Raw genomic sequence first — 14,852 nt, 5'->3', positions numbered from 1 at the left:
GCTCCCACAAGGCTGGCTGGCTTATGCCGCTGCAGAGGCGTTGAGGCCTGTGGGAGCGGCGTAAGCCGCGAAGCCGGGGATGCTCCCGCTGAGGAGATGCCTGGTTTCCAATTTTGTCCGAATGCCGGCCTTGGCTGGAGGCAAGGATCGAGAGCCCCGCAACTTCATTGCTGTCAGCTTCGCGGCTTACGCCGCTCCCACATGCCGCGGCCATTGGGCTTGCTGTTGACAGGCTGGGGCATGCCAAAAAATTTCACAGGCCGTGTTCAAACGAAGAAGATCCAAGCAAACACCCCCGCTGAATTTCATACGAAACCAAAATAGCCCGTCAAATCATCGGGATATGGACATCCTCAGCCTCAACCATTGCGTGAAAATTTTTTGCAATGCGTCTTGACATCGTTGTCACCAAGCCCCGACACTCCGCATGCCGCAACGCCATACAGGTGTCGCGCCATACCCAGGGGACGTACGTGGTTGCCAGCCTGTATCCATCACCCAAGCTGACCACCACCGCTTCCGCGGCGCCGTTGCTGGCCGCCGATGTGGGCGGCACCCATGTCCGCATTGGTCTAGTGCAGCCCGGCAGCCACCCCGCCGCGCCGCTGCAGCTGCTGGCCTATCGCCAGTACCGCTGCGCCGACTACCCGGACCTGAGCACGATCCTTGCCCAGTTCCCGGTCGACCGCAGCGAAGTGCGCGAATGCGCCATTGCCAGTGCCGGCTACGCGCTGCCCGACGGCACCGTTATTTCCGCCAACCTGCCGTGGCCACTGTCCTGCAACCGCATCCGCGATGACCTCGGCTTTGAAGCCGTGCACCTGGTCAATGATTTCGAGGCAGTGGCACATGCCGCCGCGCACATCGATGCCAGCCAGTCACTGCAGCTGAGCGGCCCTGCCGATGCCGCATCAGGCCCTGTACTGATCGTCGGCCCCGGCACCGGCCTGGGCGCCGCACTGTGGATCCCCGACGGTTCGCGCTCGATGGTGCTGGCCACCGAAGCCGGACAGGCATCACTCAGCGCCAGCACCGCACTGGAAATGGCGGTACTGCAGCAGATGCTGCAGGGGCGCAGCCATGTCGCCATTGAACATGCGCTGTCAGGCCCCGGCCTGCTCAATCTTTACAACGCCTTGTGCGTGGTCCGCGACCGCGCCGCGGTGCACCGCTCCCCCGATGCGATCAGCGCCGCCGCCTGCGATGGCAGCGACCCGCTGGCAGTGGAAACGCTGCAGCTGTTCTGCGCGATCCTCGGCTCCACCATCGGTGACATGGCGCTGCTGTACGGCGCACAGGGCGGCATCTACCTGGCTGGCGGCATCCTGCCGAAGATCAGCCAATTCGTTTTGAACAGCAGCTTCGCCGAGCGCTTCCTCAACAAGGGGCCGATGCGCGAGGCGCTGCAACGCATTCCCGTGAAGCTGGTAGAGCACGGGCAACTGGGCGTCATCGGCGCCGCCAGTTGGTATCTGGGACGCAGGGAAATTGAACCCGTCGCGTCGAATTCGGCAGTACCGCAGGTGCATGGGGCTGTCTGCTCCTGCACGGGTTCCCACTGAAGAAAAATCCGGCCAAGTCCGCCGGCATCCATCAATGATGAGGAGAGACATCATGAGGTACCGCAAGTCCGTATTATCCGCCGCCATCGTCACCTGCCTGAGCTTCTCGGCGCATGCACAGGAAGCCGGCAAGCAGGCCACCGACCTGGACACCGTGGTTGTCACCGGCATCCGCGCCAGCTTGAAGCAGGCACTGGACTCCAAGCGTGACTCGGACGCCATCGTCGACGTGGTCACCGCCGAAGACGTGGGCAAATTCCCGGCCACCAACGTTGCCGAAGCCATCACCATCATCCCCGGCGTGACCATCGACAAGGCCTTCGGCCAGGGCGAAAAGGTCTCGATCCTGGGTACCGACCCCGCTTTGAACCGCACCCTGCTCAATGGCCAGACCATTGCCTCGGCCGACTGGTTCATCTCGGACCAGCCGGGCCGTACCTTCAACTACTCGCTACTGGCACCGCAGCTGGTGAGCAAGGTCGAAGTCTACAAGTCGCCGGAAGCATGGCTCGAGGAAGGCTCCATCGGCGGTACCGTCAACGTCTCCACGCGCAAGCCGCTGGACCTGAGCGGCACCACCATTTCCGGTGCGGTTGGCTATCTGTACAACGACCGCGTCGAAGCCGGCGATCCGCAGGTATCGGCCATGTTCGGCTGGAAGAACCAGGCCGACAACTTCGGCGTGATCGTCTCGGCGCAGCGTTCGATCGAGAACATCCGTCGCGACGGCATCGAGTCCTACGGCACGGTCAGCGGCAAGGACTACATCAACGGCAAGGGCGGCTCGCCGAACTCGATCACCACCACCACCACCGACTGGTCGACCGACCCGGCCACCACCATGCCGCCGAGCTGCGTTGGCAGCTGCGCGCAGACGCTGCTGGCGAACCCGAACGCAGTGGCACCGAACGCGATCAGCGCGCACTACTTCGAACAGGAGCGCAAGCGCGACACCCTGTCCGTGGCGCTGCAGTTCAAGCCCACCGACAAGCTGGACATCGAGTTCAACGCGCTCAATGTGAAGGCCAAGTACGACAACATGACCCACTCCATGTTTGCCTTCAACGGCAATCCATGGAACTCGCTGGCCAGCATGACCGACGTCACCGTCGATGGCGGCGTGATGACCAAGGCATCGTTCCGCAACGCACTGACCGTGTATGACCTGCTCAACCGCCAGGCCACGGTAGATACCGATTCCTACGACCTGAAGATGACCTGGAAGGACGAGCGCTGGTTCGCCTCGGCCCACGCCGGCACCTCCAAGGCCAGCGGCGGCACCGGCAAGCAGGTATTCGGCGAGTTCCTCAACAAGGCCGACTACAGCTACGACCTGACCGGCAAGACCCCGAGCCTGAACTTCCACGGCTACCAGACCGATCCGATCACCGACGTCGCCAACCACATGAAGCCGGGCCATGCTGGCAGCCCGTTCACCGATCCGTCCGCTTATCGCTTCGACGGCGGCGGCCCGGCCGGCGGCTGGCACACCAATCCGCCCAATGCCACCAACTGGGGCGCGGGCTGGGGCGGCAACATCGTCACCAAGCCGACCCAGGACAAGGAAAAGTACGTCCAGGCCGACTTCGGCATCACCCTGGATTCGCCGATCTACCAGCTGCGTTTTGGCGTGAAGCGTCGCGAGCATGAAACCTCGCAGTCGATGGCCGGTGTGTCGCTGGCTTCGATCAAGGGCTATGGCGACCTGACCGCTGATCAGTTCAGCCCGAAGCAAGTGCCGGACAGCTACCTCAGCGGCTTCGGCAACGTTGGCGACCTGAGCAACCGCTTCATGATCGACGGCTGGGCCCTGGCCGACTACATCAACAGCGGCAAGTGGCTGGCACCGTGGCAGACCATGCCGACGCCCAGCACCTTCAGCGATCCGTCCTATGCTGCCAACACCTGGACGGTGAAGGAAAACATCAACGCCGCCTACGTCCAGGCTGATTTCAGCTATGACCGCCTGCGCGGCAACTTCGGTGTGCGCCTGGTGCAGACCGAGTCGGAAAGCACCGGCTATGCCTGCTCCTCGGTCAAGAGCCCGTGCCCGGCTGACGGCTACGTGCTCAACACCATCAAGAAGAAGTACAACAACGTCCTGCCCAACATCAACGTTGCCTACGACCTCAACGACAGCGTGGTGCTGCGCGGCTCGGCAGCGAAGGTGATCTCGCGCCCGAACTACGGCGACATGTCCAGCTACCTGTGGATCGGCGACCAGACCCTGACCGGCGGCGGCGGCAATCCGAACCTGGACCCGTACGAATCCACCAACCTGGACTTCTCGGCTGAGTGGTACTTCGCCGAGAACGCCATCCTGGCCGGTACCGCTTTCTACAAGAAGGTCGACAACTACGTACTGGTCACCACCCAGAAGGAAACCCATTACAACCAGTCGCAGCAGGCCGACACGGTGTACGACATCTCGCGTCCGAACAACGCCGGTGGCGCGAAGATCCAGGGCTTCTCGGCTGCGTTCCAGACCAGCCTGGACAACGGCCTGGGCCTGCTTGCCAACTACACCTACGCAGATGCCAAGGCTGACGCCGGCAACCGCCTGCCGTTCAACTCCAAGAACCAGGTCAACTTCAGCCCGTTCTACGAGAGCGAGCGCTGGAGCGCACGTGTCACCTACTCGTGGCGTTCGAAGTACTACACGCAGGCTGATCGCGGCAACTTCCTGGTCACCGATGACTACGACTCGCTGGATGCCAACATCAACCTCAAGCTGACCGACAACCTGACCCTGGGCCTGGACGGCATGAACCTGCTCGACAGCGAGTACCGCTCCTACGCGGAAGTCCCGGGCGTGGCCAACACCGAGAAGGTCATCCGTGGCCTGTATCGCACCGGCCGTCGCTACATGGCCACGCTGCGCTTTGCCTTCTAAGGCGTAGCCAAACGTTTTAATTGTTCTGCGGTCTTTTTCTCCAGCGGGCTTGGGTATTCCAGGCCCGCTTTTTTTTGCCCGCCATGGCCAGCGCACAGGCACTGCAGGAGCAACGCCGATCAGCGCACACGCGCAGCGCTGCAATCAACTGGTGGGCAACGGGAGCGACACAGAAAAAGCACTGCAACACGCACCGACAGCGGCGAAGCGGAATGTGGATTACCAATGAATTGAAGATAAACATAATTTTCAAAACAACCTGAAACAAACACCAACAAGTTTCAACCGGAATGAATGGATATTCTTTTTCATGCGATTTATCCTTTAAAAACAGCGCAAATACCTTGAAACAAAGATTTCAAAGCGGCCGTTTTTCGTGAAAATTATTTTTGCAAATTAAAAACAAATACACGCACACTCCACCCCGAGCTGAACGACGGTAGTCACCCGCCCCAACCACCCATCGAGGCATGACGTGGACAAGCAAGGCCGGCAGTACATCCGATCCACTCCCCATCGCGCCCATTGCGGAGCGCAATGGGCCCTTGCTGCACCCGGCCCGTTCTGACCTGACACCGCGTTCGACGCGGCCGGCCGGTACGGCGCCCGCGATGTTTCTCCGCACACCCGAAGGGATGCGGGAATCACTGGACGGCATCACTGCCGGCCATCCATCAGCAAAGGGAGAGAGACCTTTGAAACACCGCAAGTCACCGTTAACCGCCGCCATCGTCAGCTGTCTGGCGATCAGCTTTGCGGCCAGCGCGCAGCAAGCGCAACCGGATGCAACCGAACTGGATCGCGTCGTCGTCACCGGCATCCGCGCCAGCCTGCAGCAGTCACTTGAGTCCAAGCGCAATGCGGACAGCATCGTCGACGTGATCACCGCCGAGGATGTAGGCAAGTTCCCGGCCACCAATGTCGCCGAGGCGATGACCATCATCCCCGGCGTCACCATCGACCGTGCCTACGGCCAGGGCGAGCGCGTCAGCATCCTCGGCGTCGACCCGGCCTTGAACCGCACCCTGCTCAACGGCCAGTCCATCGCCTCCGGCGACTGGAACATGTCCGACTTCCCGACCCGCACCTTCAACTACTCGCTGCTGGCACCGGAACTGGTCGGCAAGGTGGAAGTGTTCAAGTCGCCGGAAGCGCGCATGGACGAAGGCTCCATCGGCGGCACCGTGAATGTCTCCACCCGCAAGCCCTTGGACATGCCCGAGCGGATCAGCATCACCGGCCGGGTGAGCTATTCGCGCAATGACCGCGTCGAAAAGACCGATCCCAGCGCTTCGGCCGCATTTGGCTGGAAGAACGTGGATGACACCTTCGGCTTCATCCTGTCGGCCCAATCCAGCAACGAAAGCATCCGCCGCGATGGCATCGAATCCTTCGGCACCGTGCTGGCCAAGCACTACCGTGACGGCCTGGATGGCGCGGCCGGGTCCATCGCCACAGGCAACTGCGTCAATGCCTGCGCCGATGCAATCCGCAACAATCCCAATGCCGTCGGCCCAAGCTCAGTCAGCGCGCATTTCTTCGAACAGGAGCGCAAGCGCAATACCTATTCCGCTTCGCTGCAGTTCAAGCCGGTTGAGAAATTGAATGTCGAACTCAACGCGATCAAGATCGATGCCAACTTCGACCACATGGCCCAGGCCATGTTTGCGTGGCAGGGCAACACCTACGGCAGCCTTGGCTCGCTGACCGACATCACCATCGAAGACGGGTTGATCACCGCGGCCAAGCACAAGGGCGCACGCATGGTCTTCGACATGCAGAACCGCCGCGCCAAGATCGAGTCGGAAACCTACGACATCAAGGCGGACTGGAACGACGAGCGTTGGTTTGCCTCCACCCACATCGGCTCCACCAAGGCCGAAGGCGGACCGGAACAGGTGTTCGGCGAGTTCCTGGCAAGCGCAGATTACGACTGGTCGATCCAGAACGGCCCCGGCACCCCGGCAACGTTGAACATCACCGGCCCCAATCCGTTCACCACGCCTGAGCTGTTCCGCATGGATGGCGGTTATGGCAGCACCAACTGCGCCACCACCAACAACTGGTGCTCGGGCTGGGGCGGCAACCTTGTTGAAAAACCCACCCTGGACAAGGAAACCTATGGCCAGGTGGACTTCGGCATCAAGCTGGATTCCCCGGTCTACCTGTTGCGCTTCGGCTACAAGCAGCGCGCCCATGAGACCGGCCAGATCCAACGTGGTGTCACCCTGCCATCGGTACAGGGCTGGGGCGACGCCACGGCCAACATGTTCAATCCGCGCGACCTGCCGGACAACTACCTGAGCGGCTTCAGTGGCTATGGTGACCTCAACAATCGCTTCACCATCGATGGCTGGGCGCTGGCTGACTACATCCGTGGCAACACCTGGCTTGCGCCGTACCAGACGGCGCCGATCCCCACTACCAAGGGCAACTCGGAGTTCATCCGAAATACCTGGACCATCGAGGAAGACATCCAGGCCGCTTACGTGCAGGCCGATTTCAGCTACGAGCGCCTGCGCGGCAACATTGGTCTGCGCTATGTCAGCACCAAGCTGGATTCAAGCGCCTATGCCTGCAACACCGGCTTGAATGGCTGTACCAGCAGCAGCATGACACCCGCACAGGTGGAGGCCTCGTATGACTACGTGACCCGCAGCAGCAAGTACAGCAACGTCCTGCCTAATCTGAACCTGGTCTATGACGTTGCCGAGGATGTGGTGCTGCGTTTCTCTGCCGCCAAGACCATGGCCCGCCCCAACTATGCGGACGTGTCCAGCTACCTGTTCCTGTCCGACCAGTCGCTGACCGGTGGCGGTGGCAACCCCAACCTCAAGCCCTACCGCTCTACTAATCTGGATTTCTCCGGCGAATGGTATTTCGCGCCGGAGGCGATCCTGGCGGCCTCGATCTTCTACCGTGACGTCAGCGACTACGTGCTGCGCATCTCGCAGGAAGAAACCCACTACAACATCAACCAGCTGCGTGATGCAGTGTTCCTGGTGGATCGTCCGCAGAATGCCGGCGATGCCAAGGTCAAGGGTTACTCCCTGGCCTGGCAGCAGAACATCGGTGCAGGTTTCGGCATCATCGCCAACTACACCTATTCGGACGGTGAGGCCAGCAACGGCAAGCCACTGCCTTTCAACTCGAAGAATCAATACAACCTGAGCCCGTTCTTCGAGAACGACAAATGGAATGCACGCATCACCTACAACTGGCGCGACAAGTATTTCACCCGTGTCAGCGGCGGACGCGATGTGTGGACGATGGAATACCGCTCGCTGGATGCATCGGTGGCTTACAAGGTCACCGACAACCTCAGCATCGGGCTTGAAGGCATGAACCTGCTGGACGAGGAATATCACAGCTACTACGGCACCGAGAAGCTGCTCAACGGCGCCTACAAGAGTGGCCGTCGTTACATGGCTTCACTGCGTTTCGCCTTTTAATTCGTAGTGCAACATCACCTGGCGGGAGCCGAACGTGCTCCCGCCAGGTTCCTGCCACCCAACCAGCACGCATCGGGCATCACCGCATGGAACAGCCGAAAGCCAATCTCCTTCACCGCCACCTTCCGCTCCTGGCGGTACTGGCCTGCCTGCTGTTGCTGCCGGCCCGCGCTGCACGCGCCGACGACGACCTCTCCGGCTACTGGCTCGGTGAGATCGGCAGCCCGCGCGAGAAGGTCAGCATTGGCCTGAACCTGCAGGCCGACGCCAACGGCCGCTACGACATGCGACTCGATCTCCCCATCGCCCACCTGCGCTCGCTGCCCCTGCACGGCAAGGCCGATCTGGACGACAGCAACACCCTGGTCCATCGCGCCCTGCACATGGCGCTGCGGATGCAGGAAAAGGAATTGACCGGCACCTTGTTGGGCAGCGGCGAACGCCTGCGCCTGCGACGCGGCGAACCCGCCTCGCTGCCGACTGAAAACGCAGCCATCACATCACCCCAGGCCTTGTCCGGCCCGCGCTGGAAGGCACATCTTGGTGGCCAGATTTTTGCCTCGCCGGTGATCGCCGACGGCGTTGCCTATATCGGCACCACTGCAGGCACGCTGTTTGCCGTCGACCTTGCCGATGGCAGCCTGCGCTGGGGCAGCGCATTGGGTTACCCGATCTACGCCACCGCACTGGTCACCGACGATGCCGTGTTCGTCAACAGCGATGGTGGCTACCTGCATAGGCTTGAGCGCAAGACCGGCCGCGAGCAATGGCGCTCATCGATCCAGGACGCGCGTAGCAGCCGCGAGCCTCCGCAACCGCAATCGGCGGCCTGGGAATGGCAAGGCCCACGCCCATTGCTCGGCAACGGCCATATCTATGTCGGCGGCAGCGACGGCAGCGTGCAAGCGCTGGACATGCGCACCGGCGCCAGCCGTTGGAAACGGCAGCTTGCTGGTCGCATCCAGCACGGCCTGGCCAGCGACGGCAATCAGTTGTTCGCAGTCACCGAAGCAGGCGTGGTGCAGGCACTCAATGCGCGCACTGGCACTCCACTATGGCAGTACCGTCTTGCCTCGCGCCCGGGCGCAGCGCCGGTGGTGCATCGCGGCCGCGTGTTCTGCAATGACCGCAGCGGCGTGCTGCACGCGATCGATGCAGGCACCGGCAACGCGCTGTGGATGACACAGTTCTGGACGTCATGGATCGAATCGGAACCTTCGTTTGATGGCAACACGCTCTACATCGGCTCATCCGACCTGCGCAAGGTAAGCGCCATCGACATCGTCAGCGGCCGCGTGCTGTGGCGCACCGATGTCGGCGGCTGGAGCTGGGGCACGCCGCTGGCGCTGGGCGACCAGCTGGTGGTCGGCATGGCAGCAGGCCACCCCTATTTTCTGGATCACGGCGCAGGCATAGGTGTACTTGATCGCCGCGATGGACGCCTGCTCGCTACCCATGCGCTGGCAGCGGGGCGTGGCTTCCAGTGGGGCATCGCCGGCACACTTGCCCATCATGGCAACGTGCTTGTTGCAGCCGATATCGAAGGCGTGCTTATGGGCTTTGCACTTGATGCGATTATCCAATCCAGCCCCAGCACCAGCGCCAGCGCCAACGCGCAGGCCAATGCCCCGCGCCCCACCCTGATTTCTCTCCCCCCACGGATTGCAGCAACCGTTACATCAACCGCAAACGCAACAGCGGCTGGTCGTATGCCAGCCTTCAACAACAAGGATCCACGATGACCCGACACCGACTCACCACCCACGCACTGCATGCTGCGCTGTCGCTTGCACTTGCCTCTGCCAGCGGCCATGCATTGGCCGCTTCCACTGTCGCGCCCGCACAGCAGCTGCCGGTGGAAGTAACCGGTGCCAGCATCATTCCGCGACCGGTATCGGTGCAGCCTGGCAATGGCCGCTTCGTGGTGGACGCCTCCACCCGCGTGCTCGCCGCTGAAGGCGCTGGCGACGTCGCCGCCCATTTCACCCAGCTGCTGGCACGCACCACGCCGCTGCATCTGCAGGCAACGAGCAGCGGCAATGCCAAGGGTGCAATCCAGTTCCGGCTCGCCAAGCCCAACGCCGACGCATCGGCGGAAGGCTATTCGCTGCGCATCAATGACGATGGCGTCCTGGTGGAAGCCGGTGACGCGCGTGGCCTGTTCTACGGCGCGATGTCGTTGTGGCAGCTGCTTGCCGGCGCCCCCGCGAACAGCATCACCCTGCCGGCCATGCAGGTCGAGGATGCACCGCGCTTCAACTGGCGCGGTTTCATGCTCGACTCGGCACGTCATTTCCAGAGCATCGAGGACATCAAGTTGATCCTCGATGCGATGGCCACGCACAAGCTCAATACCTTCCACTGGCATCTCACCGATGACCAGGGCTGGCGCATGGAGATCAAGCGCTACCCGAAGCTGACCGAAGTTGGCAGCTGCCGTTCTGCCGCTGGCGAAGCCGGCGTCGGTGCTGACGGCAAGCCGCATCTGTATTGCGGTTACTACACGCAAGAGCAGATCCGCGATGTGGTGGCCTATGCCGCTGCGCGCCACATCACCGTGGTCCCCGAGATCGACGTGCCCGGCCATGCGCAGGCCGCAGTTGCCGCCTATCCGGAACACGGCGTGGTCGATGGTCCGACCCTGCCATCGGCCAACTGGGGCGTGAACCCCTACCTGTTCAATCCGCGCGAGGAAACCCTGCAGTTCCTGGAAAACATCCTGGCCGAAGTGCTGGAGATGTTCCCCGGCCAGTACATCCACATCGGCGGCGATGAAGCGGTGAAGTACCAGTGGCAGGATTCGCCGCAGGTGCAGGCCTATATCCGTGAGCTGGGCTTGAAGGACGAGGAAGCATTGCAGTCGCATATGCTCAAGCGCCTTGAAAAGTACCTGGAAGACCACGACCGCAAGCTGATCGGCTGGGACGAGATCATCGAAGGTGGTTTGCCGCCGCAGGCCACGGTGATGTCCTGGCGTGGCATCGAAGGCGGCATTGAAGCCGCAACCCACGGCCACGATGTGGTGATGACTCCGGGCAATACCCTGTACCTGGATTTCCTGCAGACCAATCTGCCGGAAGAACCGACAGGCCGCCCCAAGTTCACCTCGATGCAGCGCGTCTACGCATTCGACCCGGTGCCGGCCGAGCTGACCCCGGCGCAGCGCAAGCACGTGATCGGCGTGCAGGCCAATATGTGGACCGAGCACACCCGCAACGGCAAGGACCTCAAGCACAACGTGTTTCCGCGCCTGGCAGCACTGTCCGAAATCGCCTGGACGCCGCTGCAGAACAAGAGCTACGACGATTTCCTCGCGCGTCTGCCGGCACAGCTGCAGCGCTACAAGGCGCTGGGTATTGGCTATGGACAAACCGCGTTGTCGGTGGCGATGAAGCGCCAGGACGATCGTGCAGCCGAGAAGGTCACGGTGGAGCTGTCCAACCCGCTCAGCTACCGCGACATCCGCTACACCACCGATGGCAGCACACCGACCGCGCAGTCACCGGCCTATCCCGGCTTGCTGACCTTGCCGGTACCCACCGTGTTGACCGCGCTGACGTTCTTCAACGGCAAGCCGGTGGCGGACAAGCCCAGCCAGTGGAATTTCGATGCGCAATCGCTGCTGACCCGCAACGACAAGACCCTGGCGCAGTGCCCGCAGGGTGGCCGCCTGCTGCTGCGGCTGGTCGACGACAACCCGCTGCACGGTGAGCGCGACAACTTCGACGTCAGCATCTTCAACCCCTGCTGGTTGTGGGAAGACGCGCAGCTGCAGGACATCGCCTCCATCCAGGTCCGCGCAGGCCGCATCCCCTACAACTTCGGCCTGCTGCGCCCGGAGGAAGCCAAGCGTGGTTTCCGCAAGCCGGTGAGCCAGTACGGGGAGTTTGAAGTGCGGGCGGGTTGCGAAGGCCGCGTGCTGGCCACCGTGCCGCTGCCGCAGCAACCGGGCAAGGACGGTTTCATTGAACTGGAAGCACCGCTGCGCGTGGGTGCCGAGCAGATCACCGATCTGTGCATGACCTTCAGCGGCGATACCCGTCCGCAGATGTGGGTGCTGGACCAGGTGCGTCTGCAGCCGAAGAAGTAAGGCTTGGGGAAAACCCCCGGGAAGGCGCGGTGCGGTACGTGAGTCCTCTCCACCCACGTCCCGCACCGCGCCAACTTTGCAAAACCACCGGCGCCATAACGGCGCCTGTGATGACCCCAACGTAGCAGCCAATGCGCCGCCAGCGTAAGTGCCATTGCATCGGAAATGGCTGATTTTTCTAAGGAATTAAGTTGCAGGCGCAACCAGAAGCAGTGTGGCACAGCGCCGGCCCGGCGCTATCGGCTCACCGTCGTTGCAGCCTGAGCAGTACATCCCGCAGCGGCGTCAGCGCAGTCAGCATACCGATCAGCACGCCACTGGCATTGGCCAAGGCATCCACCGGGTCGGCCATGCGCGTGGCGGTCAGCGCACCCTGCGCCCACTCGATGCCCACGCCCATCACTATCAACCCCACCGCCACCCGGCACAGCGCGCGGCGCCCGCCGAACAGCTGCACCGCACTGGCAGACAGGATGAAGTACGCCAGCAGGTGCTCCAGCTTGTCGCTGTTCTGTGGCAGGTCCAACGGCGGTGGTGGGATCAGGCAGACCACGATCACCGCCAGCACCGCCGCACACCACAAGCCCAGCCAGAAACGCGGATGACGCAGCGGCTTCAGCGCCGTGCTTACAGCCGCCACGTCAGGTCACCGAGCAGGAACGCGGCCGACATGTCGACGTCGCGGCTGAAGCCCATCACCTGGAAGCGCTCGCCCATTTCAGTCGGCAAGGTCAGCCGCTTGAGCTGATCGCGCAGGCGCAGCTGGCCGATTTCATCGGTGCGCTCCTCGGCCTGCAGCAACAGATCGGTGATGCCGTTGCCGAGCAGGAAGTTGGCCTGGTTGCTGTAACCGGCCAGCTCGAAGCCTGCGTTGGTGCCGGCTTCGGCCAGCGCAGTGAAATCCACCGAGGCAGTGATGTCCTGCAGGCCCGGCCACAGGTACACATCGTTGTGCACACGATGCCGATAGAACGCGCGCATCGTGCCGTCAGTGCGGTCGTGCTGGTAGAACTCGCTGCGCGAGTAACCGTAGTCGACGAACAACATCGCCCCGCGCTGCATGCCACCGGCCACCGCCTGGATCCAGTACGGCAGCTGCGGTAGCAGTTCGGAGCGATAGCCGTGCGCGAACGGACGCTCCAGATAACGCTCCACGTGCCGCACCGCGCCCAGCAACAACGGGTCGGCTGGCTGCGCGCCACGCACGAAGCGGCCTTCGCCATCGAGCTCCACGGTTTCTTCGTAGATCTCACCTTCGTCGGCAAGGAAACGCGGTGTCGGCAACGCATCGATCACCTCGTTGGCGAACAGCACGCCATCCCAGTCGTCATCGAACGGCCGGTCCAGCCACTCCACCAGCGCGAACACCGGCGGAATCAGCGCGCGCTCCAGGCGCTCGCGCTGGCGCTCACGCAGATCGGCACTGGGCTCGAGGATGGCGTAACGCTCAGGCAAGGCATCCAGTTCCAGCAGGCGCTTGAGCATGATCTCCGCAAACGCGCCGCTGCCACCGCCCAGCTCCAGCATGCGTGCCTGCGGGCCGAGCTGTTTCAGCACCGGCGCCACCGCATTGGCGGTGGTGGCGGCAAACAGCGCGCCGATTTCCGGCGAGGTGACGAAGTCGCCGGCAGCGCCAAACTTGCTGGCGCCGGCACTGTAATAACCCCAGCCCGGCGCATACAGCGCCAGCTCCATGAAGCGCGAGAAAGGCACCGCACCGCCTTGGGCAAGGATATCCGCACGCAGGTGCGCGGCCAGCTGGTCGCTATGGGCGAGCGCGTCTGAATCGGGAGTTGGCAGGTCGGAATGCATGATGCGGTGGTTTGCGAGGACAATGCACAGGATAGCTGAGTAAGGAAATCCCAGATGACAGAATCCCAACGGGTGGCCCTGGTCACCGGCAGCGCGCGCCGGATCGGCGCCGGCATTGCCCGTCACCTGCACGCCCATGGCTACCGCATCGCCCTGCACGCCCACCAATCCAGCGAGGAGCTGCAGTCACTGGCCTTCGATCTGGAGAGCGAGCGCCCGGGCAGCGTATTGGCGCTGGAGGCGGATCTACGCGACGTGGACGCTTTACCGGACCTGGTGGAGCAGGCGGTCAGCCAGTTCGGCCGGCTGGATGCGCTGGTCAACAACGCCTCCAACTTCTTCCCTACCCCGTTCGGGCAGGTACAGCCGACGCAATGGGATGAGCTGTTCGCGGTGAATGCGCGGGCGCCGTTTTTTCTGGCGCAGGCCGCCGCACCGCACCTGATCAAGCAGCGTGGCGCCATCGTCAACCTGACCGACCTGCACGCCACCCAGCCGCTGCGCGAGCACCCGGCGTACAGCTCGGCCAAGGCCGCACTGGAGATGGTGACCCGCTCGCTGGCACTGGAAATGGCCCCGCACGTGCGGGTGAACGCCATCGCACCGGGCGCCATCCTGTGGCCGGAACAGGGCAAGAGCGAAGCGGCCAAGCAGAAGCTGATGGAGCGCACGCCGCTGGACCGTCTCGGTACTCCGCACGAGATCGCCTCGGCGGTGCGCTGGCTGCTGGACGATGCCGGTTACATCACCGGCCAGACCCTGCGCCTGGACGGCGGCCGCCTGCTGACGTAGTGCCGAGCCATGCTCGGCAACGCTCTCCTGTAGTGCCGAGCCATGCTCGGCAGGGGCTTAACCAGCGAACAGCTGCCCTCACCCCAACCCCTCTCCCGCAAGCGGGAGAGGGGCTAAAGCGTGTAGTGCCGAGCCATGCTCGGCAGGGGGCTTAACCAGCGAACAGCTGCCCTCACCCCAACCCCTCTCCCGCAAGCGGGAGAGGGGCTAAAAGCCTGTAGTGCCGAGCCATGCTCGGCAGAGGCTTTGCG

At 62.9% G+C, this 14,852-nt stretch carries 8 protein-coding genes; 6 read left to right on the top strand and 2 right to left on the bottom strand.

The features are described 5' to 3' along the window. Positions 1-485 precede the first annotated feature (485 nt). The 5 genes from ACVOKO_RS18805 to ACVOKO_RS18785 all read left to right on the top strand — a co-directional run bounded on the left by ACVOKO_RS18805 (position 486) and on the right by ACVOKO_RS18785 (position 11,997). On the top strand, positions 486-1,562 hold the full coding sequence (locus tag ACVOKO_RS18805) for a glucokinase family protein (protein ID WP_430980820.1): 1,077 nt from the start codon (positions 486-488) through the stop codon (positions 1,560-1,562). A gap of 52 nt (positions 1,563-1,614) precedes the next feature. Further along, positions 1,615-4,455 carry a TonB-dependent receptor gene (locus ACVOKO_RS18800; protein ID WP_346500804.1) on the top strand — a complete coding sequence of 947 codons (2,841 nt, stop codon included), beginning with the start codon at positions 1,615-1,617 and terminating at the stop codon, positions 4,453-4,455. 695 nt (positions 4,456-5,150) lie between these two features. Continuing rightward, positions 5,151-7,907: a TonB-dependent receptor gene (locus ACVOKO_RS18795; RefSeq protein ID WP_346500802.1), complete on the top strand. Its 2,757-nt coding sequence runs from the start codon at positions 5,151-5,153 to the stop codon at positions 7,905-7,907. Between the two features lie 86 nt (positions 7,908-7,993). Further along, complete coding sequence (locus tag ACVOKO_RS18790; RefSeq protein WP_346500800.1) at positions 7,994-9,649, top strand: outer membrane protein assembly factor BamB family protein; 1,656 nt, start codon at positions 7,994-7,996, stop codon at positions 9,647-9,649. Next, complete coding sequence (locus ACVOKO_RS18785) at positions 9,646-11,997, top strand: beta-N-acetylhexosaminidase (protein ID WP_346500797.1); 2,352 nt, start codon at positions 9,646-9,648, stop codon at positions 11,995-11,997. The genes ACVOKO_RS18790 and ACVOKO_RS18785 overlap by 4 nt, the downstream gene beginning before the upstream one ends. A gap of 244 nt (positions 11,998-12,241) precedes the next feature. Here the strand turns inward: ACVOKO_RS18785 and ACVOKO_RS18780 are convergent, their stop codons facing one another. Then, a complete protein-coding gene (locus tag ACVOKO_RS18780; RefSeq protein WP_346500795.1) occupies positions 12,242-12,637 on the bottom strand; it encodes a VanZ family protein in 396 nt (131 codons plus the stop codon). Then, positions 12,625-13,809, bottom strand: a complete 1,185-nt coding sequence (locus tag ACVOKO_RS18775; protein ID WP_346500793.1) for a class I SAM-dependent methyltransferase — start codon at positions 13,807-13,809, stop codon at positions 12,625-12,627. The genes ACVOKO_RS18780 and ACVOKO_RS18775 overlap by 13 nt, the downstream gene beginning before the upstream one ends. A gap of 54 nt (positions 13,810-13,863) precedes the next feature. On the opposite strand from ACVOKO_RS18775, the gene ACVOKO_RS18770 reads away from it, so the two are divergent. Further along, positions 13,864-14,601: a pteridine reductase gene (locus ACVOKO_RS18770; RefSeq protein ID WP_346500791.1), complete on the top strand. Its 738-nt coding sequence runs from the start codon at positions 13,864-13,866 to the stop codon at positions 14,599-14,601. Positions 14,602-14,852 lie beyond the last annotated feature (251 nt).

Source organism: Stenotrophomonas sp. STEN240 (assembly GCF_056756175.1).
This window is presented reverse-complemented; position numbering and strand designations above follow the sequence as displayed.

Bases quoted from the DNA above. Each gene is read 5' to 3' on its own strand.
- ACVOKO_RS18790 (WP_346500800.1), top strand. From the start codon at position 7,994: ATGGAACAGCCGAAAGCCAATCTCCTTCACCGCCACCTTCCGCTCCTG.
- ACVOKO_RS18770 (WP_346500791.1), top strand. From the start codon at position 13,864: ATGACAGAATCCCAACGGGTGGCCCTGGTCACCGGCAGCGCGCGCCGG.
- ACVOKO_RS18785 (WP_346500797.1), top strand. From the start codon at position 9,646: ATGACCCGACACCGACTCACCACCCACGCACTGCATGCTGCGCTGTCG.
- ACVOKO_RS18800 (WP_346500804.1), top strand. From the start codon at position 1,615: ATGAGGTACCGCAAGTCCGTATTATCCGCCGCCATCGTCACCTGCCTG.
- ACVOKO_RS18775 (WP_346500793.1), bottom strand. From the start codon at position 13,809: ATGCATTCCGACCTGCCAACTCCCGATTCAGACGCGCTCGCCCATAGC.